General features: G+C 64.5%; 26 protein-coding genes and 1 tRNA gene. 14 read left to right on the top strand and 13 right to left on the bottom strand.

Annotated elements, in window-relative coordinates; all coding sequences use genetic code 11:
* Window positions 1-1,375, bottom strand: a 1,375-nt coding sequence (locus IVB47_RS17000) for a PAS domain S-box protein (protein WP_247462753.1), incomplete at its 3' end; no start/stop codon positions are given.
* 33 nt (window positions 1,376-1,408) lie between these two features.
* On the opposite strand from IVB47_RS17000, the gene IVB47_RS16995 reads away from it, so the two are divergent.
* The 5 genes from IVB47_RS16995 to IVB47_RS16975 all read left to right on the top strand — a co-directional run bounded on the left by IVB47_RS16995 (window position 1,409) and on the right by IVB47_RS16975 (window position 6,240).
* Complete coding sequence (locus tag IVB47_RS16995) at window positions 1,409-1,594, top strand: hypothetical protein (protein WP_155809665.1); 186 nt, start codon at window positions 1,409-1,411, stop codon at window positions 1,592-1,594.
* Window positions 1,591-2,661 (top strand): putative zinc-binding peptidase, encoded by a 1,071-nt coding sequence (locus tag IVB47_RS16990; RefSeq protein WP_247462751.1) that lies wholly within the window; start codon window positions 1,591-1,593, stop codon window positions 2,659-2,661. The genes IVB47_RS16995 and IVB47_RS16990 overlap by 4 nt, the downstream gene beginning before the upstream one ends.
* Window positions 2,662-2,845: 184 nt before the next feature.
* Window positions 2,846-4,861: an acetyl/propionyl/methylcrotonyl-CoA carboxylase subunit alpha gene (locus IVB47_RS16985; RefSeq protein WP_247462749.1), complete on the top strand. Its 2,016-nt coding sequence runs from the start codon at window positions 2,846-2,848 to the stop codon at window positions 4,859-4,861.
* A gap of 216 nt (window positions 4,862-5,077) precedes the next feature.
* Window positions 5,078-5,944, top strand: a complete 867-nt coding sequence (locus IVB47_RS16980) for an isocitrate lyase/PEP mutase family protein (RefSeq protein WP_247462747.1) — start codon at window positions 5,078-5,080, stop codon at window positions 5,942-5,944.
* Entirely contained in the window at window positions 5,941-6,240 is a 300-nt protein-coding gene (locus tag IVB47_RS16975) for an acylphosphatase (protein WP_247396934.1), read from the top strand. Before IVB47_RS16980 ends, IVB47_RS16975 begins: the two co-directional genes overlap by 4 nt.
* 8 nt (window positions 6,241-6,248) lie before the next feature.
* Here IVB47_RS16975 and IVB47_RS16970 read toward each other — a convergent pair whose 3' ends face one another.
* Window positions 6,249-7,769 (bottom strand): PAS domain-containing sensor histidine kinase, encoded by a 1,521-nt coding sequence (locus IVB47_RS16970; RefSeq protein WP_027567405.1) that lies wholly within the window; start codon window positions 7,767-7,769, stop codon window positions 6,249-6,251.
* Window positions 7,770-7,921: 152 nt separating this feature from the next.
* Here IVB47_RS16970 and IVB47_RS16965 point away from each other — a divergent pair, with 152 nt between their 5' ends.
* From IVB47_RS16965 to IVB47_RS16955, 3 genes are read left to right on the top strand one after another with little or no spacing between them, the layout of a single operon-like run.
* Window positions 7,922-8,479, top strand: a complete 558-nt coding sequence (locus IVB47_RS16965) for a MarR family transcriptional regulator (RefSeq protein WP_247463197.1) — start codon at window positions 7,922-7,924, stop codon at window positions 8,477-8,479.
* A gap of 16 nt (window positions 8,480-8,495) precedes the next feature.
* A complete protein-coding gene (locus IVB47_RS16960; protein ID WP_247462745.1) occupies window positions 8,496-9,161 on the top strand; it encodes a DUF4166 domain-containing protein in 666 nt (221 codons plus the stop codon).
* Window positions 9,158-10,594 carry a TIGR01777 family oxidoreductase gene (locus tag IVB47_RS16955; protein ID WP_247462743.1) on the top strand — a complete coding sequence of 479 codons (1,437 nt, stop codon included), beginning with the start codon at window positions 9,158-9,160 and terminating at the stop codon, window positions 10,592-10,594. Before IVB47_RS16960 ends, IVB47_RS16955 begins: the two co-directional genes overlap by 4 nt.
* A gap of 12 nt (window positions 10,595-10,606) precedes the next feature.
* Here IVB47_RS16955 and IVB47_RS16950 read toward each other — a convergent pair whose 3' ends face one another.
* Entirely contained in the window at window positions 10,607-11,461 is an 855-nt protein-coding gene (locus IVB47_RS16950) for a LysR substrate-binding domain-containing protein (protein WP_247462741.1), read from the bottom strand.
* A gap of 112 nt (window positions 11,462-11,573) precedes the next feature.
* On the opposite strand from IVB47_RS16950, the gene IVB47_RS16945 reads away from it, so the two are divergent.
* Window positions 11,574-11,996, top strand: a complete 423-nt coding sequence (locus tag IVB47_RS16945) for a 4-oxalocrotonate tautomerase family protein (RefSeq protein WP_027567400.1) — start codon at window positions 11,574-11,576, stop codon at window positions 11,994-11,996.
* Between the two features lie 74 nt (window positions 11,997-12,070).
* Here the strand turns inward: IVB47_RS16945 and IVB47_RS16940 are convergent, their stop codons facing one another.
* Complete coding sequence (locus IVB47_RS16940) at window positions 12,071-12,784, bottom strand: DNA helicase (protein WP_247463195.1); 714 nt, start codon at window positions 12,782-12,784, stop codon at window positions 12,071-12,073.
* Window positions 12,785-12,968: 184 nt separating this feature from the next.
* Window positions 12,969-13,706 (bottom strand): lipoyl(octanoyl) transferase LipB, encoded by a 738-nt coding sequence (lipB, locus tag IVB47_RS16935; protein ID WP_247462739.1) that lies wholly within the window; start codon window positions 13,704-13,706, stop codon window positions 12,969-12,971.
* Between the two features lie 80 nt (window positions 13,707-13,786).
* Between lipB and IVB47_RS16930 the strand changes: the two genes are divergently transcribed.
* Together IVB47_RS16930 and IVB47_RS16925 are read left to right on the top strand one after the other, a co-directional pair.
* Entirely contained in the window at window positions 13,787-14,029 is a 243-nt protein-coding gene (locus tag IVB47_RS16930) for a FliM/FliN family flagellar motor switch protein (RefSeq protein ID WP_007603171.1), read from the top strand.
* A gap of 184 nt (window positions 14,030-14,213) precedes the next feature.
* A tRNA-Leu gene (locus tag IVB47_RS16925) sits at window positions 14,214-14,298 on the top strand.
* A 144-nt stretch (window positions 14,299-14,442) separates the two neighbouring features.
* Here IVB47_RS16925 and IVB47_RS16920 read toward each other — a convergent pair.
* The 3 genes from IVB47_RS16920 to fdhD form a co-directional block, all read right to left on the bottom strand.
* The gene (locus tag IVB47_RS16920) at window positions 14,443-15,264 is read right to left on the bottom strand and encodes a DUF2182 domain-containing protein (protein WP_247462737.1); all 822 of its coding nucleotides are present in this window, start codon (window positions 15,262-15,264) and stop codon (window positions 14,443-14,445) included.
* Between the two features lie 65 nt (window positions 15,265-15,329).
* On the bottom strand, window positions 15,330-15,959 hold the full coding sequence (locus tag IVB47_RS16915) for a DUF1326 domain-containing protein (RefSeq protein WP_247462735.1): 630 nt from the start codon (window positions 15,957-15,959) through the stop codon (window positions 15,330-15,332).
* A gap of 162 nt (window positions 15,960-16,121) precedes the next feature.
* Window positions 16,122-16,895: a formate dehydrogenase accessory sulfurtransferase FdhD gene (fdhD, locus tag IVB47_RS16910; protein WP_249800351.1), complete on the bottom strand. Its 774-nt coding sequence runs from the start codon at window positions 16,893-16,895 to the stop codon at window positions 16,122-16,124.
* 216 nt (window positions 16,896-17,111) lie between these two features.
* Here fdhD and IVB47_RS16905 point away from each other — a divergent pair, with 216 nt between their 5' ends.
* Window positions 17,112-19,433, top strand: coding sequence for an FdhF/YdeP family oxidoreductase (locus IVB47_RS16905; protein ID WP_247462733.1), 2,322 nt, complete (start codon window positions 17,112-17,114; stop codon window positions 19,431-19,433).
* 32 nt (window positions 19,434-19,465) lie between these two features.
* Entirely contained in the window at window positions 19,466-20,074 is a 609-nt protein-coding gene (locus IVB47_RS16900; RefSeq protein WP_247462730.1) for an isochorismatase family cysteine hydrolase, read from the top strand.
* A 12-nt stretch (window positions 20,075-20,086) separates the two neighbouring features.
* Here the strand turns inward: IVB47_RS16900 and IVB47_RS16895 are convergent, their stop codons facing one another.
* The 5 genes from IVB47_RS16895 to IVB47_RS16875 all read right to left on the bottom strand — a co-directional run bounded on the left by IVB47_RS16895 (window position 20,087) and on the right by IVB47_RS16875 (window position 24,931).
* The gene (locus IVB47_RS16895) at window positions 20,087-21,247 is read right to left on the bottom strand and encodes a DUF305 domain-containing protein (RefSeq protein ID WP_247462729.1); all 1,161 of its coding nucleotides are present in this window, start codon (window positions 21,245-21,247) and stop codon (window positions 20,087-20,089) included.
* The gene (locus tag IVB47_RS16890) at window positions 21,244-21,423 is read right to left on the bottom strand and encodes a CsbD family protein (protein WP_247286918.1); all 180 of its coding nucleotides are present in this window, start codon (window positions 21,421-21,423) and stop codon (window positions 21,244-21,246) included. The genes IVB47_RS16895 and IVB47_RS16890 overlap by 4 nt, the downstream gene beginning before the upstream one ends.
* Before the next feature lie 145 nt (window positions 21,424-21,568).
* Window positions 21,569-23,173, bottom strand: coding sequence for an alpha-amylase family glycosyl hydrolase (locus IVB47_RS16885; RefSeq protein ID WP_247462728.1), 1,605 nt, complete (start codon window positions 23,171-23,173; stop codon window positions 21,569-21,571).
* 27 nt (window positions 23,174-23,200) lie between these two features.
* Window positions 23,201-23,743, bottom strand: a complete 543-nt coding sequence (locus IVB47_RS16880) for a hypothetical protein (RefSeq protein WP_247361731.1) — start codon at window positions 23,741-23,743, stop codon at window positions 23,201-23,203.
* Between the two features lie 12 nt (window positions 23,744-23,755).
* Window positions 23,756-24,931: a zinc-dependent alcohol dehydrogenase gene (locus IVB47_RS16875; protein WP_247462727.1), complete on the bottom strand. Its 1,176-nt coding sequence runs from the start codon at window positions 24,929-24,931 to the stop codon at window positions 23,756-23,758.
* Between the two features lie 173 nt (window positions 24,932-25,104).
* Here IVB47_RS16875 and IVB47_RS16870 point away from each other — a divergent pair, with 173 nt between their 5' ends.
* Window positions 25,105-25,887 carry an SDR family NAD(P)-dependent oxidoreductase gene (locus IVB47_RS16870; protein WP_247462724.1) on the top strand — a complete coding sequence of 261 codons (783 nt, stop codon included), beginning with the start codon at window positions 25,105-25,107 and terminating at the stop codon, window positions 25,885-25,887.
* Window positions 25,888-26,183: the final 296 nt, after the last annotated feature.

Raw genomic sequence — 26,183 nt, 5'->3', positions numbered from 1 at the left:
CGGTGAGCTGGCCGATCGCCTCCATCTTTTGCGATTGCCGCAACGCTTCCTCGCCGCGGCGGCGCTCGGTGATGTCGACTGCCTCGGGCACTGCGCCGGTGATGTTGCCGTGGCGGTCGAGCACCGGGCGCATGCCGAACTCGAAATCGCGCTCGCCGATGGGAAGGCGCAGGCGCATCTCCAGCCGCACGGCTTCGCCCTTGAGCACGGTGTCGAAGGCCTCGCGCACCCGCGCGTTCATGCCCTCCGTCGTGCTGAACCAGGGCGTCTGCCACAACGGCTTTCCAATCACGTCCGCAGGGCTCGCCTTGATGGCGTCGAGCACGGTCGTGTTGGCGTAAAGCAGCTCGCCCCTGAGATTGACGAGGCCCTGGTATTGGTTGCTGGTCTCCAGGATCGCGCGTAGCCGCGCCTCGTTGGATTCGAGCTCGGCGGTGCGCTCGACGATGCGCTCTTCCAGCGTCTCGTTGAGCTGCCGCAGCTCGATTTCGGCCTGCTTGGCCACCGTGATGTCATGGGCCACGCCGATGAAGCCGATATGCCTGCCGGTCGGGTCCCAGCGCGGCTGCGATTCCGAACGCAGCCAGCGCCATTCGCCGTCGGCGTTCTTGTAGCGGGCTTCCAGCACGAACGGCTTGAGCGATGCTTCACCCTGGACGGACTGCTGCAGCACATGCGGCAGATCGTCCGGATGCAGCACCTTGCGCCAGTCGAAGGAGATGGCCTGGTCATAGGGCAGGCCGACGAAATCGACATAGGCCTGGTTGGCGAAGGACCGCGTGCGGTCGAGCTTGGTGACCCAGATCGGCACCGGCGCGCTGTCGGCGATCAGCCGGAAGCGCTCCTCGCTCTCGCGCAGGGTCTCGCGCACCAGCATCTGGTCGGTGACGTCGATATGGGCGCCGACGAGGCGGAGGGCGTGGCCGCCACCGTCGCGCTCGATCTTGGCGACGACTCGGATCCAGCGCGTCTCGCTGTCGCTGGGACGGATGATGCGGTATTCGGCGGTGTAGTCCTCGCTGCTGCCGGACAGCGCATCGATGAAGTGCTTCACCGTAGCGTCCCGGTCGTCCGGATGAATGCGATTGATCCAGTCCTCGTGCGACTCGTCGGCGGCTTCCGGCGGCAGGCCGTGGAGCATCAGATATTCCGGCGAACGGCGGTTCTTGAAGCCTTCGCGGAAGTCGACTTCGAGACCGCCGACCTTGCCGATGCGCTGGATGCGCGCAAGCTCAGCTTCGCGTTCCTGGAGCGCGCGATAGGCGTTGTCGCGCTCGCGCGCGACGTCTTCTAGGTGCTGGCGCAGCCTTTCGGCGGCGATGGTCTCGGGCAAAGGATCGTTCAAGGCGTTGGCCGGGGTGATGCGAAAGCGCACGTGGCGGACGGATATTCACACAGACGAAGCGTGATGGCCATTGCCCAAAGGGTATATGGAAAGAAAGACGTCGCCGAATGCAGTGTGATGGGCATGAAAGAACGCCGGGTCTGGCTATTTGTTCCGAACCTTGGAACGATGAGCCCTCCGCGCGCGTATCCGCGAGGCGCCGCAACTTTCATTCATAAAAACTCGCTTTCCGAAGAGGCTAAATCTTGAAGCTTTTTGTCTGCCAGGCCTGCGGCAACATCATCTATTTCGAGAACCGCGCCTGCGAGCGCTGCGGCCACCGCGTCGCGTTCCTGCCGGAGAAGGAGACGATGTCGGCGATCGAGCCCGACGGAGAGGCCTGGAAGACGCTGGCGACCAAGGGCGAAAGCCGCATGCTGTGCAGCAATGCCGAGCATGATGCCTGCAACTGGCTGACTGATGCGGGTGATACCACCGGCTACTGCCGCGCCTGCCGCCATAACGGCGTCGTGCCGGACTTGTCGGATCCGGCGCAACTCGCCGGCTGGCGCGAGCTGGAGATGGCAAAGCACCGGCTGTTCTATTCCCTGATCCGCTGGAAGCTGCCGCTCCAGACCCGGCAGGACAATCCCGAACATGGCCTGATCTTCAATTTCCTCGCCGACGATCCGCAGAGCGGGCAGAAGGTCCTGACCGGTCACGACAACGGCCTGATCACGATCGCGCTGACCGAGGCCGACGACATCGAGCGCGAGCGGCGCAGGCTGGAGATGGGCGAGCCCTACCGGACGCTGCTCGGGCATTTCCGCCACGAGGTCGGGCACTATTTCTGGGACGTGCTGGTGCGCGACGGCGGCAAGCTGGACGAATGCCGTGCCGTGTTCGGCGACGATTCCGCCGATTACGGCCAGGCCTTGCAGCGCCACTATGCCGAAGGCGCCCCGCCGGACTGGCAGCAGAACTACGTTTCTGCCTACGCGACGACGCATCCGTGGGAGGATTTCGCCGAGACCTGGGCGCACTATCTTCACATCGTCGACACCCTGGAGATGGCCAGCGAGTTCGGCATGGAGGTGCGCCCCAAGGTCGATCGCGACGGGGAGTTGACGACGCGCATCCGCTTCAACCCTTACGAAGCAAGGGACGTCGAGGCAATCGTCAACGCATGGCTGCCCTTCACCTTCGCCATGAACAGCGTCAACCGCGCCATGGGCATGCGCGACCTCTATCCGTTCATCCTCTCGCCGGTCGTCGTCGAGAAGCTCGGCTTCATTCACGGCCTGGTCCGGAATGTGGGCAAGGCCGGGAAGCCGTAGGCCGCCCAGGGGCCCGCCAGGCCCGTTTCGGTCTAGCTTTGGTCTTGCGCTGGTACGCCAGAGGACCCGGATTTTGACCGTTGCCTCCGGCCTATTTTGATGTACCACGGGAGCCACACGGCCCGTCCCATAGGCTCCAACGGCCAGGGAAGGGTCCCGCCCAAGGTCGAGACTCAAGAAAAGCATGTTCAAACGCATTCTGATCGCCAATCGCGGCGAAATCGCCTGCCGGGTCATCAAGACCGCTCGCCGCATGGGAGTTCAGACGGTCGCGGTCTATTCCGAGGCCGACCGCGACGCCCTCCATGTCGAGATGGCCGACGAGGCAGTGCTGATCGGCCCGCCGGCTGCGGCCGAGAGCTATCTGGTGATCGAGAAGATCGTGGAGGCCTGCCGCAAGACCGGCGCCGAGGCCGTGCATCCCGGTTACGGCTTCCTGTCCGAGCGTGAGGCGTTTCCGCGCGCGCTGGAGGCGGCCGGCATCGTCTTCATCGGCCCCAACCCGGGCGCGATCGCGGCGATGGGCGACAAGATCGAATCCAAGAAGGCCGCCGCGAAGGCGAAAGTCTCGACCGTGCCCGGCTATCTCGGCGTCATCGAGGACGCCGCGCACGCGGTCAAGATCGCCGACGAGATCGGTTATCCCGTGATGATCAAGGCCTCCGCCGGCGGAGGCGGCAAGGGCATGCGCATCGCGCATTCGACCTCCGAGGTCGCAGAGGGTTTCAACCTCGCCAAGGCCGAGGCCAAGGCCTCGTTCGGCGACGACCGGGTCTTCATTGAAAAGTTCATCGTCGACCCCCGCCATATCGAGATCCAGCTGCTGGGCGACAAGCACGGCAACGTGATCTATCTCGGCGAGCGCGAATGCTCGATCCAGCGCCGCAACCAGAAGGTCATCGAGGAAGCGCCGTCGCCGCTGCTCGACGAAGCCACCCGCCGCAAGATGGGCGAGCAGGCGGTCGCGCTCGCCAAGGCGGTGAATTACGACTCCGCCGGCACCGTCGAATTCGTCGCGGGGCAGGACAAGAGCTTCTACTTCCTGGAGATGAACACGCGCCTCCAGGTCGAGCATCCCGTCACCGAGCTCGTCACCGGCGTCGACCTCGTCGAGCAGATGCTCCGCGTCGCCGCCGGCGAGAAGCTCGCGATCACGCAGAAGGACGTCACGCTGACGGGCTGGGCAGTGGAGTCGCGCCTCTACGCCGAGGACCCGTTCCGCAACTTCCTGCCCTCGATCGGTCGCCTCGTGAAATACCGTCCGCCGGCGGAAGCGAGCCAGGACGGCATCACCGTGCGCAACGACACCGGCGTGCAGGAGGGCGGCGAGATCTCGATCCATTACGATCCGATGATCGCCAAGCTCGTCACCCACGCGCCGTCGCGCGCCGCCGCGATCGAGGCACAGGCCACCGCGCTGGACTCGTTCTATGTGGACGGCATCCGCCACAACATCCCGTTCCTGTCGGCGCTGATGCATCATCCGCGCTGGCGCGAAGGCCGGCTCTCCACCGGCTTCATCGCCGAGGAATTCCCCAAGGGCTTTGCCGTGCGCGTGCCGGAGGGCGAGGTCGCACGGCGGCTTGCCGCGGTCGGCGCCGCCATCGATCACGTGCTGGGCGAGCGCAAGCGGCAGATCTCGGGTCAGATGGGCGGCCGCATCGTGCAACGCGAGCGTCGCCGTGCGGTCTGGCTCGACCGCCAGGAGGTCCTGCTGGAAGTCGCGCGCGAGGGCGGGGCGGTCGCGGTGCGTTTCGTCGATGCCGACGGCAAGGCCGGCAATCCGCATCTGTTGCAGTCGGCGTGGAAGCCGGGCGATGCGGTCTGGCAGGGCACCATCGACGGCCACGTCGTCGCAGTGCAGGTGCGCCCGATTGCGAACGGCATCCGCCTTGCGCATCAGGGCGTCGAGGTGCCGGTCTATGTCTGGACCGAAGCGGAAGCTGCCTCGGCGCGGCTGATGCCGGTGACCACGGCTGCCGACACCGGCAAGAAGCTGCTTTGTCCGATGCCCGGCCTCGTGGTCTCGATCGCGGTGATCGAAGGGCAGGAAGTCAAGGCCGGCGAGACGCTCGCGGTGGTTGAAGCCATGAAGATGCAGAACGTTCTGCGCGCCGAGCAGGACGGCACGGTGAAGAAGATCCACGCCAGCGCCGGCGCGACGCTCGCGGTGGACGCGCTGATTTTGGAATTTGCGTAACGTCATTGCGAGGAGCCACCGGGTCCGCCCGAAGCGCGGCCCTATGACAGGCTCCGCGACGAAGCAATCCAGTCTGTCTCTGCGGATGCAGCAATCCAGAATCCGTGCCGCGGAAATAGTTGGATTGCTTCGCTTCGCTCGCAATGACAGATTGCTTCGCTTCGCTCGCAATGACGGAGTATGCTGCGGCCTCCGTGACCTAACAGAGACATCACCATGGCCTTTCGTTCCCGCCGCGAAAAACTGCGCTCGATCCTGTCGGGCGGGATTTGCGTCCATCCCGGCTCGGTCTACGATGCCATCTCGATCCGCATCGCCGAGGATCTCGGTTTCCCGCTCGGCATGTTCGGCGGCTCGGTGGCTTCGCTCGCGGTGCTCGGCGACCCCGACATCACGCTGATCACGATCACCGAACTTGCCGAACAGATGCGGCGGATGTCGCGTGCGGCAGCGCTTCCGGTGCTGGTCGATGCCGATCACGGCTATGGCAACGCGCTCAACGTGCGCCGCACGGTGCAGGAGCTGGAGACGGCGGGTGCCGCCGGCCTCACCATCGAGGACACGCTGCTGCCGGCTGGCTTCGGCGAAGCGAAGACGCAGCTGATCTCGCTGGAGGAGGGCGTCGGCAAGATGAAGGCGGCACTCGACGGCCGCGGCGACCCCTCGCTCGTCATCATGGGCCGCACCGGTGCGGCCTCGATCACCTCGATCGACGATGCGATCCGCCGCGCCAGGGCTTATGAGGCCGCCGGCGTCGATGCGCTGTTCTTCACCGGCATCAAGTCGCGCGCCGAGCTTGAGGCGATCGCATCCGCCACGCGCCTGCCGATCGTGCTCGGCGGCGCGCCGGAGGAGTTGAACGTGCTCGAATACCTCGCTGGCCAGCGCGTGCGCATCGCGCTTCAGGGCCACGCGCCGATCGCGGCCGCAACGCAGGCGGTCTACGAGACGCAGAAGGCGCTGCGCGACGGCACTGCGCCCAAGAATCTCAAAGGCCTCCCGTCGTCGGACTTGACCAGCCGGCTCACGCGCGAGGCCGACGTCAAGGCGCGCAGCGCCCTTGTCCTCGGACTGACAAAATGAGCCAAGCGATCCTCCAGGTCATGATCCGCGGTCGCGTGCAGGGCGTCGGCTATCGTGCCTGGCTCGAGCATCAGGCGACGACCTGCGGTCTCGAAGGCTGGGTCCGCAACCGCCGCGACGGCAGCGTCGAAGCGCTGTTCGCAGGGCCGCCGAAGCACGTCGCCGACATGGTGGCGCTGTGCCGCCACGGCCCGCCGTCCTCGCGCGTCGACAGCGTCACCAGCGAGACGGCCGACGTCGATGAGCTGAACTTGCGCCGGGCAGGCGAGGCGTTCTCGGTGTTGCCGACGGTGTAGCTAAGGAATCACCGCGGCAGCTTGGCGATCGCTTCGCTCAATTCGTGGATCTCGTACGGCTTGCGCAGGATCGGGAAATCGCCGCGCACGCCTGCGGCGACTTCGCTGTAGCCGGTGGCGAGCAGGATCGGCAGGCCGGGACGGATCTGGCGGAGGTGATGGGCGAGGCTGAGCCCGTCCATCTTGCCGGGCATGACGATATCCGAGAACACGAAGTCGACGCCGTTCTTCTCGATCTCGCTCAAGGCGGCTTCGGCGTCCGCGACCCGGCGCACCTGATAGCCGAGCTGCTCCAGAAGACCGATGCTGACGGCGGCGACGTCCGGATTGTCCTCGACCAGCAGCACCGTGCCGCTGCCTTGGAACGCCGGTTCTCCCGCCGCCTCGCGCGATGGCTCGTCTTCTCCGCGCGGCAGGAGGATGGTGAAGGTTGTGCCCTTGCCGAGCGCGCTCGCGACCCGGATCGTGCCGCCGGCCTGATGGGCGAAGCCGTGCACCTGGGAGAGACCGAGGCCGGTGCCCTTTCCGATCGGCTTGGTCGTGAAGAACGGCTCGAAGATCTTGTCGAGAACGTCGGAGGGAATGCCAAGGCCGGTATCGCTGACGTCGATCGCGATGAATTCGCCCACGAGGGGGTCCTCGTCGAGCACGAGATTGCGCGCTGCGATCGTCACCGTGCCGCCGTCGGGCATCGCGTCGCGGGCATTGATGACGAGGTTGAGCAGCGCGGTCTCGAGCTCGGAAACGTCGGTCCTGATCGGCCAGACGTCGCCGCTGACGTCGAAAGCCAAGCGCACGGAGCTGCCGACGCCGGCATCGAGCACCTCGCGGATCGCCGCGATGCGATCGGCGAAGTCGATCGCCTGCGGATTGACACTCTGCCGCCGTGCGAAGGTGAGGAGCTGGTTGGTCAGCGCGGCGCCACGCCTGGTGGCGGTCTCGATGGCCGAGATCGCGCGCTGAAGCTTGGCTTCGTCGTCGGCCCCTCGCTTCAGCATGTGGAGGCTGCCGCTGATGATCATCAGGAGATTGTTGAAGTCGTGGGCGACCCCGCCGGTGAGTTGGCCGAGCGCATCGAATTTCTGGGATTCGGCGAGCTGCTTCTGCATCGCCTCGAGCTTGATCTGGGTATTGCGGCGCTCGGTGATGTCGCGTGTGATCTTGGCGAAGCCCACCAGCTTGCCGTCCTCGTAGATGGGATCGATCACGACGCTCGCCCAGAAGAAGGTGCCGTCCTTGCGGACGCGCCAGCCTTCCTCCTCGTAGCGGCCCTTGTCCCGCGCGATCCCGAGCGCACGGGCGGGCTTGCCGTTGGCGCGGTCGGTCTCGGTGTAAAAACGGGAAAAGTGCTGGCCGAGGATCTCCCCGGGCGAATAGCCCTTGATGCGCTCGCCGCCGATGTTCCAACTGGTGATGATCCCGGTGGGATCCAGCATGTACAGGGCGTAGTCCGCGACCCCTTCAACCAACAGGCGGAAACTGCGTTCACTCTCGAACAAGTCTCTCTGCTGACTGAACTTCTCGACCATTCCCGGACCCTGCCTTAACGGGAGCAAACGCCGCAGATGGCGGATTGTTCCCCGAGTTTGGAACCTTTTTAAGCAATATTGCGAGCCCGTATGCACCGCGCAAGCCAGCGGATGCTCTTGACAGCCGATCCTACCTGTCAGATATTTCTGTTATGACAGAAACAACCGGAAGAAAGAAACTCCCAGCCGCCGTCGAGCGCTTCATCCTGCATTGGGGTGACATGGGAGACGAGTGGGGCGTCAATCGCTCGGTCAGCCAGATCCACGGGCTGCTCTATCTGGCCGAGGCGCCGATGACGGCCGAGGACATCGCCGACACCCTCGGCATGGCCCGCTCCAACGTCTCCAACTCGCTCAAGGAGCTGCTTGCCTGGAACTTGATCCGGCGCGTCCCGATTCTCGGCGATCGCCGCGACCATTACGAGGCCGAGACCGATATTTGGGAGGTTGCGGCCAGGATCGCGGCGCGGCGCAAGGAGCGGGAGCTTGATCCAGCGATCACAGCGCTCAGAGCCTGCGTGTCCGATGCCGCGGAAGATCCGACCATCAATCCGGTCGCGAGCAAACGGCTGAAGGAGATGCTCGCCTTCACCGAGCTCACCGACCACTGGTTCATGCAGATGCTGAAGGTGCCGCGGCCGCGGCTGGCCGCCTTGATGCGGCTTGGTGAGAAGATCGCCAATCTGCTGCCGATGGGCAAGGCCAAATAGGTTTGAGGAGGGTGCGATGACGTCGGCAAGATTATCAGGCTCCAACGCACCGACCTTCGCTCACACGAAACTGCTTGACGATCGCCGCTTCCGCGCGCTGCTGTCGGATGAGGATTGGGGCCGGCTGCCGCTGGCGACCTGGCGACGTTTTTCGAAACGCGTCGCCGACGGCGACAGCGTCGTCTATGTCGGTGTAGTCGACGAGATCGGCTTCAGGGACATCGGCTGGTGGTTCGCGCAAGCCGCGCGCCTGATCGGCGGTCCGCTGCCGACCGGGCGCGACACCGGCGTCCCCATCATCGTCACGGTGACCGAAGACGCCGGCGGCGGCGGCCAGACCTGGACCCGCATCTGCGCGCGCAAGCGCGGCTTTCCGCAAGTGATCCATTCCGCCAAACGTTTTGCCGGCCCGACCGGGCTGGAAGAATATGTCGGCTTCGGCGTCTCGATGGCGCTCCGCATCGCGGTCGAGGACCAAGCGCTGACGTTTCGCAGCGCCGGCTACGGTCTCCAGTTTGGACGCCTGTGGATTCCCCTGCCGCGATGGCTGACGCCGGGCGATCTCACGGTGACACACAGCGATCTCGGCGAGGGCGCCTTCCGCTTTACCCTCGACGTCATTCATCCGCGTTACGGCGCGCTGATCCACCAGTCCGCAATGTTCAGGGAGGCCGTGTCATGACACAGCTCATGTGGACGCTCATCGCCATCCAGATCGTGATGGGCGTGTTCGACACCTTCTATCACCACGAATTCACCGAGCGCCTGGCCTGGCGTCCGTCGCAGCGTTTCGAATTGAAGCTGCACGGCATTCGCAACATGCTTTATGCGCTGCTGTTCCTCGTGCTCGGCTGGCTCGAAGTCCATGGCGCGCTGGCGCTGCTGATCGTCGCGGTGCTGGTCGCCGAGATCGTCATCACGCTGACGGATTTCGTCGAGGAGGATCTCAGCCGAAAATTGCCGCCGAGCGAGCGGATCAATCACACGCTGCTCGCGATTAATTACGGCGCCATCCTGGTGTTGCTGTTGCCGGTGCTGATCGATTGGGCCACGCAGCCCCTCGGCGTGATGGTCGTGTATCAGGGCCTGCTCAGCATTGCCGCGACGGCGTGTGCGGTCGGCGCCGCGCTGTGCGGTGTCAGGGATTTTGCGGCGATGCGCCGGCTCAGCCGCATGAGAAGCGCTCCCGCGCACGGGCTCGTCGAAAAGCTGTCCGGCCGCAAGACGGTGCTGATATCAGGTGCCACCGGCTTCATCGGCAGCCGCCTCGCAGCGAGCCTCAGCGGAGCAGGGCATCACGTCATTGCCCTGATCCGCAATCCCGCCAAGGCCGAGATGCTGCCGCCGCCGGTCACGCTGATCACGAGCCTCGATCAGCTCGCCTCGGACGCGCCTATCGACGCTGTCGTCAATCTCGCCGGCGAGCCGATTGGCAACGGCCTGTGGACCGAGGCGAAGCGCGCGAAGATTCTCGGCTCGCGCATCGACATGACCGGCGAGATCGTCAAGCTGATCGCGCGGCTCGAACGCAAGCCCGAGGTGCTCGTCAGCGGCTCTGCGATCGGCTGGTATGGCCTGTGGGCCGACCAGGCGCTGACGGAATCGGCGAAGTCGCACGCCTGCTTCAGCCACGAGCTCTGTGCGGCCTGGGAGGCGGCGGCGCGGCCGGCGGAGGAGCTCGGCGTCCGCGTGGTCAATTTGCGCATCGGCCTCGTGCTCGGCACCGAAGGCGGCTTCATCACGCGCTTGCTGACGCCGTTCGAGTTCGGGCTCGGCGGTCCCATCGGCAACGGGCGGCAGTGGATGTCCTGGATCGAGCGCGACGATCTGATCCGGCTGATCGCCTATGTGATGGCGACGCCCGATCTCGCCGGCCCCGTCAACGCCACCGCGCCGATCCCCGTCACCAACGCAAAGTTCAGCGAGGAACTAGGCCGCCGTCTGCATCGGCCCGCGGTGTTCCGGATTCCCGGCGGCCTGCTGCGCCGGATCGGCGGCGGTTTCGCCGACGAGCTCCTGCTCGGCGGTCAGCGCGTGCTGCCCAACAAGGCGCTAAGCCGCGGTTTTGTGTTCCGGCACGAGACGCTGCGCAGTGCGTTCGAAGCAATCTTGTAAAGCCGTGCGGCGTCAGATCGCCGCCACGCTCCGGAACGTTGCCGCGACTGCGCGCAGCGCCGCCAGCTTGGCGGGATCGCTGACCTTGGAATGTAGCATCACCTTCGAGCTGCCGAGTTTCGGCAGCTTGTGGGTCGGCCCGATGTCGACCAGCCCGGGGGGCGCGATCCGTCGCGCCAGCGGCGCGATTGCAAGTCCGGCGAGCGCGGCTGCAACCACGGCGGTGACGCCGCCGCCGACGAAGCGCTCACGCCATTTCAGGCCAGCCTTATCGAGCGCGCGCACGGCGATGGCGCGGACCCCACAGGGCGGGGCGAGCGTCGCGAGCGGCAAAGGCTGCCCCTTTGGCACTGTGAAGTGTCGTGACGCGAACCAGCCGAACTCGTCCTCGGCCAGCTTCTCGCCGCCGCGCCGGCTGCCTTCCTGGCGCACGATCACCGCATCCAGTTGGCCCGAATCATAAGCCTCCTGCATCTCGCGGGAGAAGCCGATGGTGACGGCGAGCGTGAGGTTCGAGGACATCGCATGCAGGCGTTCGAGCAGCGGCACCAACTCCGAGCCCGCGGCATGGTCGGAGATGCCGAGCGAGAGCGACTGCGCGACTGACCCCTCGCCCGACAGCGCGCAATCATGCGCCGCGATGAGCGCGCGGGCGCGCTCGCGGAACGCTGCGCCATCCGCGGTAAGACGGACCGCGCGCGGCGAGCGTTCGACGAGACGTTTTCCCAGCAGCGTCTCCAGCCGTTGCAGCTTGAGGCTGACGGCCGCCTGGGTCGTGCCAAGCGCTTCGGCGGTCCGCGTAAAGCTCTGGAGGTCGGCAACCAGCAGGAAGGCCTGGACGGTGGCGATGTCGAGCGTTGCTGTCATTATTATCTCTTATCACTGGTATCAACAGAGATAAGATACCAAAATGTCGAGGGCGGGTCTAGCTTCTCACCAACGCCGCGCAACACCTGCGCGACATCCGAGGAGAACGACCATGCCGCTGATCACCGTGTCCTACACCACCTCCCGCCAGTCGCCCTCGCTGAAGGCCGACATCGCGAGCGCCGTGTCCGAGCTCACCGCAAAAATCCTGCACAAGGATCCTGAGGTCACGGCCATCATCGTGAAGTCGGTGGAGGCGGCCGACTGGTTCGCCGGCGGCAAGTCGCTCGCAGAGCAAAAGCTCGCGAGCTACTGGATCGACATCCACGTCAGCGAAGGCACCAACACCAAGGACGAGAAGGCCGCCTATCTCGCCGCGATGTTCCAGCGCATGGCCGGGATCCTGGGCCCGCTGCATCACGAGACCTATCTGCATGTCGACGAGGTCAAGGGCGATGCCTACGGCTTTGGCGGCCTGACCCAGGAGCGGCGCTACGTCGCCGGCAAGCTCGAGGTTTCGCCGGAGAAGGCGTGAAACCGCGGACCGCGGGTGAACGATCTCACCCGCGGCCTGAACCGGCGGCCTGAACCGATTGAGCCTCCTGATCGTCAGCTCGCTATGCGAAACTGAACTTCGTCCTTGTTCAGGAAACAGGTCTTGTCGAACAGCTTCAGGTCGAGCGGGTTCGGCAGCCTGACATCGTCCAGGTCAGGGCAGGGCTTGAGCGAGGGATCATAGGAACGGTCGATCTGCGAGATGAAGACGACAATCAATCCCTTGTCGCGCGCGAATGATTTCAACGCGCGCACCTGAACGGAAAGGTCGGGATTTTCCCGCCGCTGGTCGAGCAGTTGCAGATAGTCGATCACCACGACGGTGCCGCGCGGTGCTGCGGCCATCTGCTTGATGACGTGGTCGGCACTGATTGCGTCGGAGCAATCGACCTCGAAGAGTTTTTCGAATTGCGCCAGGTCCACGCCGATCGCCCGAAAGCGATCGAAGACGTCTTTCTCGGTGTATTCCAGCGAGAAGAACGCGGCGCGATGGCCTGACCGCATCGCCTCCACGGCAAGCTCCAGGCTCATCAGGGTCTTGCCCTGGCCGGGACGCGCACCAACCAGCACCAGGTCACCCGGTTGGAATTGCGTGAAAAGCCGGTTGGCCGGCGTCGCTGCGGCAGCTTTCGCCGCGAGCATGCTCCATGCGGAAAAGCCTTCCGTCGCGGCGATGCGGTCGAGCGCATCGTGCAGCGGAATGCCTTCCTCGCGGGACAGGCGCTTCGCTCTTCGCTTCAGATGATAAATGGGTGCAGACAGTCTCATCGCAAAAACCTCCCATTGCGAGCTGAAACGCAACCCCTCCTTATGCCTGGCGCTCGAACAGTCGGTCCGATGATCAATTCGCCCGGTATGAAATGTACTTTCCCGGCGGAGGGGGGAGGCGTGGGCGACACCGAGATCAAGCGTAGCTGATTCCGGGTTTGCGGAGAATGAGGGAGACCGGAAGTTAGGCCGCCGCTTCCGGCACCAGCGCCTGGGTCGGCCCGAACAGCTCCTCGAAGGCTTGCCGAAGCGCCACGTCGACATCGCTCATCGTCACGAGCTGGCCGAGGTCGACCAGCGAGGTGACGCCGTAGCGGGGATCGGCGACGCCGCAGGGCACGATGCCGTCGAAATGCGACAGCTCCGGCTCGACATTGATGGCGATGCCATGGAACGAGACCCAGCGCTTCAGCCGGACGCCGATCGCCGCGATCTTGTCCTCGTGCTCGGGTCCCTTATCGGGCCGCTTGACCCAGACGCCGACCCGGTCCTCGCGACGCTCGCCACGGATATTGAACGCGGCGAGCGTCCGCAGAATCAACTCTTCCAAGCTCGCGACATAGGCCCGGACATCCGGCCGGCGGCGCTTCAGGTCGAGCATGACATAGGCCACGCGCTGGCCGGGCCCGTGATAGGTGAGCTGGCCGCCCCGCCCGGTGGCAAAGGTCGGGAATCGGGCCTCGAGCAGGTCTGATTCCTTGCCCGAGGTGCCGGACGTGTAGAGCGGAGGGTGCTCCAGCAGCCAGACCAGCTCCGGAGCTTCACCCGCCGCAATCGCCGCGACGCGCGCTTCCATTTCGGCCACGGCCTCCGGATAGGGCACGGGCGCGTCCGAAATCCGCCACTCCACGGGCTCGCCGGAGGAGGCGGAAAACGCCGTCAAATCGAGCTCTTGGCGGGGGTATTGGGGTGAATTAACCATTGGCTAACCATAACCGGGTGATGATCCCAGGCGCAAATACCAAGTCCCTAGTCCTAGTCCCAAGTTGCGGTGGTGCTGAAGTGCCTACTCTCGACAAAGTCACCGTGGATCTCATGGTCGTCCTCGGGACGACAACCATGCCGATCCATCAAGTATTACGTCTTTCCCGCGGCGCCATCATCGAGCTGGACGCAACCGAGGCCGACGAGGTCAAGGTTTTGGCCAATAATTTGCCCGTCGCCTCCGGCGTCGTGCTGGTCGACCGCAACCGGATCGCGGTCGAGGTCAAGCAGATGCTGCCCCGTATCCCGGGCACGCGGTAGCGGCCCGGGCACGCGCAGCCGCCTGGGCAGGCGGAAAAGGCCGATGCCGGCGCGAAGAGCCGGAACTTTCCTGCCAAGCTTGTGGAATTCAGGGCCTTTGGAGGCTTGTACCCCTCTGATGGATTTGTTAGATCGGCGCCGTTGATCCGGTTGGCCTTCAAGCCTCTAGCCGGCATCCCCAAAAGCGCTCGTGGCGGAATTGGTAGACGCGCTGCCTTGAGGTGGCAGTGAGTAAAATCGTGGGGGTTCGAGTCCCTCCGAGCGCACCAAGCAAACAGACACGCGAAAGATTGTTTCGCGATTTTCGGTGCCCGCCCTGTTCGCGCTGCGAATCCTGGAACGGGGCCTCCCCCAGTCTTCGATGTTCGATCTCGCGGCCGAGAGTCGGCGCGATCGTCGTCCGCGCCTCGCAATCACTTCGGCAAGGTCAGCAGGAGCCACGCGCCCGCGGCCACACAGGCAATGCCGGCAGCGCGCGCGATCCAGCGTCCCACCGGCGTGACTTTCTCCAAAAGTACAAGCAACGACAAAAGCGCAATCCAGAGCACGTTCATCACGCCGCCCACGAACAACAGCGCCATCATTACCCAGCAGCAGCCGACACAATAACCTCCATGCCGAAAGCCCAGCAGCACGCAACCCCGCAGGTCGCTGCGAAAGCCGCCGTGGCGCATCAGGAACAGAAACGGCGACTGGCATTGGGCGAGGCAGATGTCTTTGAGCCGTGTCCATTGATAGGCGCCCGCCGCGATCAGCACGATGCCGCCGAGCAGGTTGCTCGCGATCGCCATCCGGGAATCCAGCAGGGCAGCCCGCTCGATCGCCCATTGGAACAGGGTGGCTGCCAGCGAAAAGCCGCACCAAGCCAGGAGATAGCCGGCGGCAAACCAGCCGGTCGCTGCGAATAGTTTGCCTTGCGCTTTGCCCTGTCGACCGACGCGGGCGTACATCAGGATCATGGGCGCGGCCGAGGGGGCCATCATTCCGACCATCATCACCGCCCACATCAGGAACACATAGGCGAACTCGATTTTTCGCCACGGCTCTTCGGCTGGCAGCATGATTCCGATCCCAGCCGGGATCATGCGGAACTCGGTCATCCCCATTCCGCCCATGTCCATGTCGTTGGCGAGCCAGAGCACATAGCTCCACGCCAGCGCGACCATGAGGACGATCGCGATGCCGACGATCCAGCGATCGCGCCGCAGCACGACTTCCAAGGGGCTGTCCGTCATTTGCGATCGATGTTGTGCGATCGATGTTGCCGGCCACCGATGCAGGGCGGTATCTGGAGTTTACATCACACTTGGTTCGACCAGCGGATCGGCGCATAGAGGCCGTTCCTGCCGGAATTATCCCAGCGCATGCCATGATCGCTGAAGGTATTGCCGGCAGCACCGACCGCCATCACCATGGCGTCGGGGCTGACCGGATGGCCGATGTTCACCCACATCTCGCCGCTCGGATGCATGGTCGGTAGCGGATCGACGGACATGTGCAGGACGCCGGGGATTTCCGCGGACCGCGTCTTGCCGTCGATTTGGAACGTGATCGGGACCTTGCGCACCCCCAGGTTCTTGCTGATCAGTGGCGCGAACGCGGCCATGGGACCGCCGGCACCGCCGGTGAAGATTGCAGCCAGGGCCTCGGTCTGGTCATCGTTGGCGCGCTGATCGATATAGGCGGCCACCGACCAGTCTCCGTCTGCCATGACCCCAGGTGCGTGGAGGATGACGAGCACATTCAGGTCATCGAGCGCGATCTCGCCATAGCGGCCGGTCTCGATGTGGAAGATCAGCGGTACGTTGCAGAAGCCTTCGGTCGGTCGCGCGGTCAACGGCGGCGCCGCCGACACCAGGCAGGGGCACACGATGCTGCAATTGCAATTCTCGAAATAGTCACCAGAAAGGTGCCATGGGACATCCGCCATTGCTGTCTCCCGCTTGGCCGAACCCGATAGATGCTTTCGAATGAGCTACGTAGAGTTGAAAATTACGCTTCGTGAGGAAGCACCGCAAGCCGATTCCACCATCGACATATGTCGAGCAAGGTGAGCGCGACGAAGTTCGCTATCCCTCATGCCCGGGTTCCCTTAGTTCGCCTGCGGTCGAAACTCCGGCTCGATCTGGGTGGCCGCGGGCATGAACACCCGCGCCGGATGGCTGAAGATCTCGAATTCGTCGCCCCGTGCGATACCGACAAGCGTAATGCCACTGGCCTCCGCCGTTCGGACCGCAAGCGCAGTCGGTGCAGACATGGCGACGACGATGCCGGCGCCCATCGCGGCGGTTTTTTGCACCATCTCGACCGATAGCCGGCTGGTGAGGATGACGGCGCCGGCGCCGCCGGATGCACCTTCGATGGCGAGAGCGCCGGCAAGCTTGTCGAGGGCGTTGTGGCGCCCCACGTCCTCGCGCACCATCATGGTCTTGCTGCCTGGCCGGAAAAAACCCGCGGCGTGAGCGGCGCGTGTCTTGTGGTTGAGGATCTGTGACTCGGTGAGGGCCGCGATGGCCGTGCTGATCTGCTCCGGCGTGAGGCCCGCCGGTTGCTCGACGCACTGAGCGATACGGCCGGCTTCGCGCAGGCTGTCGATGCCGCACAGGCCGCAACCCGTCGGCCCGACCAGATGTCGCCGTCGCTCCTTCAGCCGTCGCCCGGCATTCGGTCGCAGCCATAGCCGCAGTTCGATCCCGTCGGGACCGGGAACGACCGTGAGTTCCTCGATCTCGCCGATGTCGCCGATGATCCCTTCGGTCAGACTGAATCCCACAGCAAGGTCGGTCAGATCGGCGGGAGTTGCCATCACGACGGCGACGGTCGTTCCGTCGTAGACGAGTGCCACGGGACATTCCTCGGCCAGCATCCGCTCATCGTGCGTCCCGCTCGACGTGAGCCGGGGCATTCTCACGGATGGCGTGGGCATGGATGCGCGATCGTGTGCGCCGGATCGAGAGCCGTGCATGGGTGTTCGTCCTACGTCGATTCATCGACGCACGAACCGGAGCAAGGTTCCGAACGGTTGGAACTTGCCATCCCATCTCGGGTTCTGCGTGCAGGGCTTGCGATTGAAGGAAACGCCATGCGGCAAAAGGCAAAGGTCGAGAACAATGATGCGCCGGCAGGCGGCTGGGGCTCACTTAAAGCCGTTGCAAGCATCCTGACGCAGGAAGAGGTCGCCATTCTCGGCAGCGAGATCCTGCTCAAGCAGAACAAGCCCGACGGATTCATGTGCGTGAGCTGCTCCTGGGCCAAGCCGGCCAAGCCACGTCCATTCGAGTTCTGCGAGAACGGTGCCAAGGCGACCGCCTGGGAGATTACTAGCAAGACCGCGACACCGGAGTTCTTTGCGCAACATACGCTGACTGAACTACGAACCTGGTCCGATCATCAACTGGAGGAGCAGGGGCGCCTGACGACGCCGATGCGTTACGACCTGGCAAGCGACAAATATCTAGCGGTCGACTGGGACGAGGCCTTTGCGGATATCGGCGCCGAGCTGAACCGGCTCGATCCCCGTTCCGTCGTGATGTACACGTCCGGACGTGCCTCGCTCGAAACCAGCTACATGTACCAATTGTTCGGCCGCATGTACGGCACCAACAATTTCCCCGACAGCTCGAACATGTGCCACGAGACGACGTCGGTGGCGCTGCCGGAGGTGATCGGAGTTCCGGTCGGCACGGTGCTGCTGGAGGATTTCGAGATCACCGATTGCATCTTCTTCTTCGGCCATAACACCACCACCAATGCGCCGCGCATGCTGCATCCGCTCCAGGAGGCGGCGCAGCGCGGCGTGCCGATCATAACGTTCAACCCGCTGCGCGAGCGCGGCCTGGAGCGTTTCGTCAATCCGCAAAATCCCGTCCAGATGATCGCAGGCGGCACGCGCATCAGCTCGCAATATTATCAGGTGCGTGTCGGCGGCGACGCGGCGGCGATCGTCGGGATTTGCAAATGGGTGATCGAGGCGGACGACCTCGCTCGGGAAAATGAAACTGCGCGCGTGGTGGATGTCGAATTCATCCGGCAGCACACGGCCGGCTTCGAGGAGTTCGCCGAATTCTGCCGTGCACAGGATTGGGAGGAGATCGAACGGGCCTCGGGGCTTTCGCGCGGTGCCCTGCGCGAGGCCGCGAACACTTATATGGAGGCCAAGGCCGTGATCGCCAATTACGGCATGGGCATCACCCAGCACAAGCACGGCGTCGAGACGAACAAGATGATCGTCAACCTGCTGCTGCTCCGCGGCAATATCGGCAAGCCCGGCGCCGGCATTTCGCCGATCCGGGGCCACTCCAACGTGCAGGGCCAGCGCACCGTCGGCATTTCCGAGAAGACCAAGCTGGTGCCGCTCGACAAGCTTGCGGAGCTCTACGGTTTCGAGCCGCCGCGGTGGGAGGGACTGTCCACCGTCGACGCCTGCCAGGGCATTCTGAAAGGCGACGTTCGCGGCTTCGTCAGCCTTGGCGGCAATTTCCTGCGCGCCGTTCCCGAGCGGTCCCTGATGGAGCCCGCGTGGTCCAGCCTGCGCCTGTCGGTGCAGATCGCGACCAAGCTCAACCGGACTCACCTCGTGCCCGGCGAGGTCACTTATCTGCTGCCGTGCCTCGGCCGGATCGAGATCGACCGGCAGGATAGCGGCGAACAAGCGGTGTCGATGGAGGATTCCACCGCCTGCATTCACGGATCGCGCGGGCAGCGCAAGCCGGTGGCCGACCATCTCCTGTCGGAGCCTGCGATCGTCGCCGCCCTGGCGAAGGCGACGTTGAAGCCTAATCCCAAGATCGATTGGGACGCCTGGGTCGCCGATTATTCACGGGTTCGGGACGCCATCGAGCGCACCTATCCCGACCAGTTCAAGGACTTCAACGCGCGGCTGTTCGAACCCGGCGGTTTTGCGCGGCCGCTCGCGGCGCGCGAGCGGAAGTGGAAGACCCCGAACGGCAAGGCCAACTTCACCGTTCCAAAGTCGGCCTTCGCGCCACCCCGGGAGACCGACGGCGTCTATGAGCTGATGACACTGCGCGCCGACGGACAGTTCAATACGACGATCTACGCCGAAGGCGACCGCTTTCGCGGCATCGAGGGCGGCCGCTACGTCGTGTTCATGAATCCCGCTGACATGGAGGAAGACGGGCTAAAATCGGGAGATACCGTCACGCTGGTGACGGAGGCGGGCGATGGCGTCACGCGCAGCTTGAGCGAGCTCCAAATCGTCCCCTATGGCATCCCACGCAGGAGCATTGCGGCCTATTATCCCGAATGCAACGTGCTCATTCCGCTCTGGCATCAAGCGGAGGGCAGCAAGGTCCCTGCTGCGAAATCCATTCCGGTGCGTTTGTTCAAGGACGTCCTTCCGGAGATCGTCGAGGGCGGAGAGGCTCCGATCTCGGCGTCGTGAACGCCGTCGATCACGCCCAAAGGAGAAGGACGATGAGAGACAGCGCGTCAGAAGTGACCGGCATCAGCGACGCCGTTCACTTGTGCATCGACATGCAGAACATCTTCGCTCCGGGCGGTCTCTGGGCGACGCCCTGGATGGCGCGAGTTTTGCCGACGATCGCCTCGATCGTTTCGCGCCATCAGGCCAGAACGATCTTCACGCGATTCATCACGCCGGAAGATCCGGAGGATCGGCCCGGACAGTGGCAGAGCTATTTTCGTCGCTGGCGACGGGCGACCCGCAAACATCTTCCGCCGTCCGGTCTCGAGCTCGTGCCGGCCCTGAGCCGCTTCGTTCCCCCGGCGGCCGTCATCGACAAGCCGGCCTATTCGGCGTTCAGCAATCCCGGGCTCGCGAGCCTGCTGATCGACAAGAACGTCGGCACGGTCGTGATCACGGGCGCGGAGACCGACGTCTGCGTGCTCTCGACGGTGCTGAGCGCCGTCGATCTCGGCTTTCGGGTCGTCATCGTCGAGGATGCGCTGTGCAGCTCGTCCGACGTCGGCCATGATGCGCTCATGACGATGTACCGCACCCGCTTTCACGGCCAGGTCGACCTGATGAGCGCCGAGGAATTGGCGGAGTTCTGGCGTGAGTAGGGGACGATCCACTCAATTGACATTGTCGCCGAGCATGTTGCGGAAGGCGGTGGCGACGGCGGCAGTGCCGCTGGCGCCGTGCATCAGCGCGATCTCACCCTGCTGCTCGTGGCGGATGGCGTGGGCCATCACACGCAGGCGCAGATCGCCGGCGCTATGCCACATCTGGTCGGCCATCCTGACCGCGCCGGCGTGATGCTTGCTCATCGTCTCGACGAACAGCGTGTCGAATTGGCCCGCCGGCGCGGCCTTCACCTGCCGCATCTCGGCTTGGGTTAGGAAGCCCGGCATGACGGCACGTTCGTCCGAGCTGCAATCGGGCATCTCGGTGTCGAACCAGCTCAGCCACCAGGTCTCGAAAATCCGGTTCTCGCCGGTCTGGCTCGCGACCATCAGCATCGCCAGCTTTCGCAGATGAGGGTCCTGCGCGCGCTCCGCGGCGATCCGCGCCAGCGCGATGCCCTGGGCGTGATGCGCGGTCATATGACGGATGTAAGTCTGGTCCGTATCCCTGTCGCGGCCCATCCATGGCGGCTCGTAACCATGGCTGCCGAACAACGCGGTCGCCCCGAGCAGCGCGATCAAGGCCAGCGCGCCGGTGATCCAGGCATTGGTGAAGCGAACATCGCGCGCGGGTGCAGCTCCCCCCGTCCAGCGCAGCCTGGCGAACAGGGGGTACATCACGGCCGAGGAGCCGTGGACGAGCAGGCCGATCCAGTACGGCTGCTGCAGCGTGAACAGCGGCTGCCAGAACGGAAACAGCGGCACCAGCACGAACCATTCCATGCTTGACGAGAACACGGCCCATGGCAGGGCGAGCAGCAGGATCGTGAGCGGCCGCAGGTCGGCGGTCCAGCGTCCGAGCACACCGAAGAACACCAGCGCCCACGAGAAGTCCGCCCATTGGTGGAAGGCGATCCCGGCAAGGATCGCGCTCCACGACGGCTCTGCGCTGATCGCCCAATCGCGCGCGGGAATGGCGGCGACCGTCATCCAGTCGACGGCGGCATCGCGTCCGATGCGCGCGGCGAAGAGCTGGCTGACGATGGTCGAGAAGGTGCTGCTGATCAGGCCGAGTTGGGCAGCGGCGATCCAGCGGGAGCGCCGCCGTGAGGCGGCTTCATCACCGGGGCGAATTGAACTGGGAATGGCGGACGGCGCGGCGGCGTTCACGTCAGCTGATTGAGTTTCTTCAACGGATTGAGCTCGCTCGGCTTGCTCTGTTCGTCCCGGCCGCGCCCCGCTTGCTCCTTGCCTTCCTCATGGAGATCCTGATCGCCGACGATCTCGCCGACGGCCTGTTTCGCCTTGCCAGCGATCCGCTGACCGAGGCCCTTGGTCTTGCTCATGGTCTGCCTCCAGGCTCACGCCGTGACCCCGGCGCTTGAAGGGGGATGAGCGCCGGGGCCGCGGTTTCGTCTATTCAGCCTCCGGCAGGGGGGACGTCGGAAGCGTTGAATGAGACTCGCTGACACGTGGATGGTTCCTCGGGCGTCATCTTGGCTCGAGTTCGATGATCACGCCTTCATTGCCGCGGAGCAGGATGGTGGCGCCCGGCAACCGCTCGGACGGCAGGTCGAGATGCGTCGACATCAGCAGGCGGCCGCGACCTTGCCAATGCAATTTCCGCGGCTCGGCGGCAATGTTGAGCGCGACCAGAATGTCGTTGCCGCCGTCCGTCCGCCGGTAGGCAAGAACATCGTTCTGCGAGCGCAGCGGCTCGTAGCCGCCGTGACGCAGGCACGCCTGCTCGTGCCGCAGCGTCATCAGCGCGCGAAACAGCGCCAGGATCGAACGCGCATCGCGCTGCTGCGCGGCCACGTTGGCCGCGCTGTCGGGCGGCTCCAGCGGCAGCCATGGATCGCCGGTGGTAAAGCCACCGTTGGTGCTGTCGTCCCATCGCATCGGCGCGCGTTCGGGATCGCGGCAAAGGCCGTAGCCCGGCACAAGCTTTTCGAAGGGGTCGCGGACGCGGTCGGGCGGAATGGGAACGCGCTTGCGGCCGATCTCGTCGCCCATGAAGAAGAACGGCGTTCCCCGCAGCGTCATCAGCAGCATCGCCAACACCCGCATCTGCGCGTCGCCGATTTTGCTCGCAATCCGCTGCTTGTCGTGACCACCGATCACCCAGACCGGCCATGCATGATCCGGGATGGCGTTATAATATGCGTCGATCGTCGCTTGCAGCGAGGACGCGTCCCATTGCGAGTCCAGCAGCGCGAAATTGAGCGGCAGATGCAGGCGCGGTCGGTCGTTGCCGTAGAAGTGGCCGATGCGGTCGGTCTTGCCCTGGACCTCACCGCACAACATCCGCCCCGGATAGCCATCGATCACCTCGCGGATGAATTCGATGCAATCCATCGTCTCCGGCCGATCGTCGGTAAAGACAGGCGTCTGGCGCTGCGGCGGCGGCTTGCCTTTGGCTTGCGGGTTATGCGGATTGTCGCGCAGCAGCGCGTCCTTGATCAGGACGGCGCTGGCATCGACGCGAAAGCCGTCGACGCCGCGATCGAGCCAGAAGCGCATGACATCAGCGATCGCGGCGCGCAGCTGCGGGTTGCGCCAGTTCAGATCGGGCTGCTCGACCAGGAACGAATGGTAGTAATATTGCCGCCGCGCCTCGCACCATTCCCATCCGCTGCCGCCGAAGCGGCTCAGCCAGTTGTTGGGCGGGCCGCCGTTCTCGGCCGCGTCGGCCCAGATGTACCAATCGGCCTTCGCGCTGTTCCGTGAGCTGCTGCTCTCGACGAACCATGCGTGATCGTTCGCGGTATGGTTGGGCACGAGATCGAGGATCACGCGGATCCCCTCTGCGTGCAGGGCCTTGAGCAGGCGGTCGAACGCCTCGAGGCTGCCGAACGCAGGGTCGATGGAGCAGTAGTCGGAGATGTCGTAGCCGAGGTCGCGGAACGGACTCTTGTAGATCGGCGTCAGCCACACCGCGTCGACGCCGAGCCATTTCAGATAGTCGATCCGTGATGTCAGGCCGGCGAGGTCACCCTTGCCGTCGCCGTCCGAGTCCTGGAACGAGATCAGTGCGATTTCGTAGATGACGGCGGATTCCCACCACGCACCTTCGTTACGGGACGCCTCGTTCATTGCTTTGCATTACCTCGTCGTGCTTCCTCAAGTCCGTCCCGCGGTGGCGTTCGCTGCGATCTGCTTGGCCGCGGTTCGGGCGCTCTCGATGCCTTTGGGAAAGCCGCTGCGGTTCGGATACAGCTTGCGCCGGGCGTCGCGCGGCGGCCGCCGCGGCTTGGTGTCCTGCGCGGCGCGGTAGTCGAGCATCGCGATTCCGCCGACCATCAGCAGCGCCAGCGCGATATTGCCCTTTTTGGGATTATCCGCGGTCAACCCGGAAAGCAGCGCGGCCGCATCGAGGCCGTCGCCGCCGACGCGGGCCCACAGGCCGGCGTTCTTCTCGACCGAGAGCGTCGTGATCCCGGCCAGGATCTCGCGCACGCCGAAGGCGCGGACCAGCGTCTCATGGCCTTCCATGCCCAGCGTTTCCGTGACCCGCCGTGGCGCGAAGAATTCGACGACGCCGAGGCCGATGCTGAACCAGCCGAGCGCGCGGGCGAGCTGGTCTTCGGGGCGCTTCAGGCTCGGGCCGCCCTCGACGATCTTCGGATCGCCCTTGGTGCGAACGATGTTGGAGAAATGAAACATGGATCTTGCTCCTCAGGGCTTCAGCACGACCTTGACGCAGGAGTCGCGCTTGTCGCGAAACACCTGATACATATCGGGGCCTTGGCTGAGCGGGACGGTGTGGGTGATGACGAAGGACGGATCGATCTGGCCTTCCTCGATGCGATGGAGCAGGTCGTCGGTCCAGCGGTTGACGTGGGTCTGGCCGGTGCGCATCGTCAGGCCCTTGTTCATGAAGGCGCCCATCGGAAGCATGTCGGAGAATCCGCTGTACACGCCCGCCACCGAAAGGATGCCGCCGGGACGGCAGACATAGATCATCTCGCGCAGCACATGCGGCCGGTCGCTCTCCACCATCATCATCTGCTTGGCGCGGTCGAGCAGCGTGTCGGGCAGGGAGGCCATCACATGCGACTCCATCCCGACGCAATCGATGCATTTCTCGGGGCCTCTGCCGTCGGTGAGCTCCTCGAGCCGCTCCAGGACGCTTTCGTTCTCGAAATTGATGGTGGTCGCGCCGCCGGCTTCGGCCATGCTGAGCCGTTCAGGCAGGCAGTCGATCGCGATCACCTGGTTGGCGCCGAGCAGGATGGCGCTGCGGATCGCCATCTGCCCCACCGGACCGCAGCCCCAGATCGCGACCGTATCGGTCGGCTCGATGTCGCATTGCACGGCGGCCTGCCAGCCGGTCGGGAAGATGTCGCTGAGGAACAGCAATTGCTCGTCGGGAATTCCGGCGGGCACCTTGATGTGGGTGGCGTCGGCAAAGGGCACGCGCAGGTATTCGGCCTGGCCGCCGGGATAGCCGCCGGTCAGATGCGTATAGCCGAACAGGCCGGCGCCGGAATGACCGAACGCCTTTTCCGCCAGATGGCGCTTGCGATTGGTGGTCTCGCAGACGGAGAAATTGCCGCGCTTGCACTGGTCGCATTCGCCGCAAATGATCGTGAAGGGCACGACGATGCGGTCGCCCTTCTTCAGCTTGCCATCAACCCCCGAGCCGACCTCGACCACTTCGCCCATGGTCTCGTGGCCCATGATGTCGCCGGGCAGCATGCCCGGTATGTAGTTGTGAAAGAGGTGCAGGTCCGAACCGCAGATGGCACAGCTCGTGACTTTAATGATCGCGTCGCGCGGATCCTGAATCTCGGGATCGGTGACGGTGTCGCAGCGAATGTCTTCCTTGCCGTGCCAAACCAGCGCCTTCATCTCTGTCCTCCCGCGAGCTACGAGGCATCCAAGTCGAACAGCGAACGATGGTTGCTATCGCACGGTGCAGAATCTTTGCGCCGCACCAGAGTGCGTCCCCGATAGGAACGAGCGGCCACCGCGGTGATTGGAGCGTCATCAATCCCACTCAAGGACTAGCGAAGGATACGCTCATGGCCGCGAACCAACTTGCAGTCGTTACCGGCGCCTCCACCGGCATCGGCCTGGAACTCGCCAGATGTTGTGCCCAAGGAGGCTTCAACCTTGTCATCGCTGCCGATGAGCCCGAGATCGAGAGGGTGGCCGTGGATCTCCGCAGGCTCGGCACCAGCGTCGAGGCGGTCGAGGCCGATCTCGCCACCACCGAAGGCGTCGACAAGCTCTGCGCCGCGGTCGGCGACCGGCCGATCGACGCGCTGCTGGCCAATGCCGGCGTCGGCCTCGGTAAGGCCTTCCTTGACCAGGATTTTGCCAGGATCAGGCACCTTGTCGACACCAACATCACCGGCACGCTGTATCTGATCCATCGCGCCGGCAACGAGATGGTTCGCCGCAATTCGGGCCGTATCCTGATCACGGGCTCGATCGCTGGATTCACGCCGGGCAGCTTCCAGGCGGTCTACAACGCCAGCAAGGCATTCCTCGATTCATTCTCGTTCGCGCTCCGCGAGGAGCTGCGCGACAGCGGCGTCACCGTCACCTGCCTGATGCCGGGCGCGACGGAAACCGAGTTCTTTCGCCGCGCCGACATGATGGACACGAAGGTCGGCACCGAGCCGAAGGACAGCGCCTACGACGTGGCGAAGGCCGGCTTCGACGCCATGTTGCGCGGCGAGTCCGACATCGTGACCGGAATGAAGAACAAGATCCAGACCACAATCGCCAACGTCACGCCCAACGAGATGTTGGCCAAGCAGCATCGCAAGATGGCGGAGCCGGGCACGGCGAAGTCGTAGAACGATGCCGTCGCAATCTAGGCTGAGGACCCCGCCGCTCCCGCGGATCGACAAAGGAGGAATCCGATTCACATAGCCTAATGCGCGTGGCTTCCCAGTCCGCCAGATTGGTTGGGCTGGAGAAGGGGGCTGTGATGCCGATGGATCGCGTCGAACAGGCCTTTATCGCAACGGCAATCACGGGTTTTCTGGTGATGATGGCGGCGATCGTCTGGATGATGATGGGTTAATGGCGGGGAGGGCTGCTGATTTGCGGATCGCGTTGCCCTATGCTGCGGTGCTCCTGTGCCTGGCGG

The organism is Bradyrhizobium sp. 62, assembly GCF_023073035.1.
GTDB lineage: Bacteria > Pseudomonadota > Alphaproteobacteria > Rhizobiales > Xanthobacteraceae > Bradyrhizobium.
This window is presented reverse-complemented; position numbering and strand designations above follow the sequence as displayed.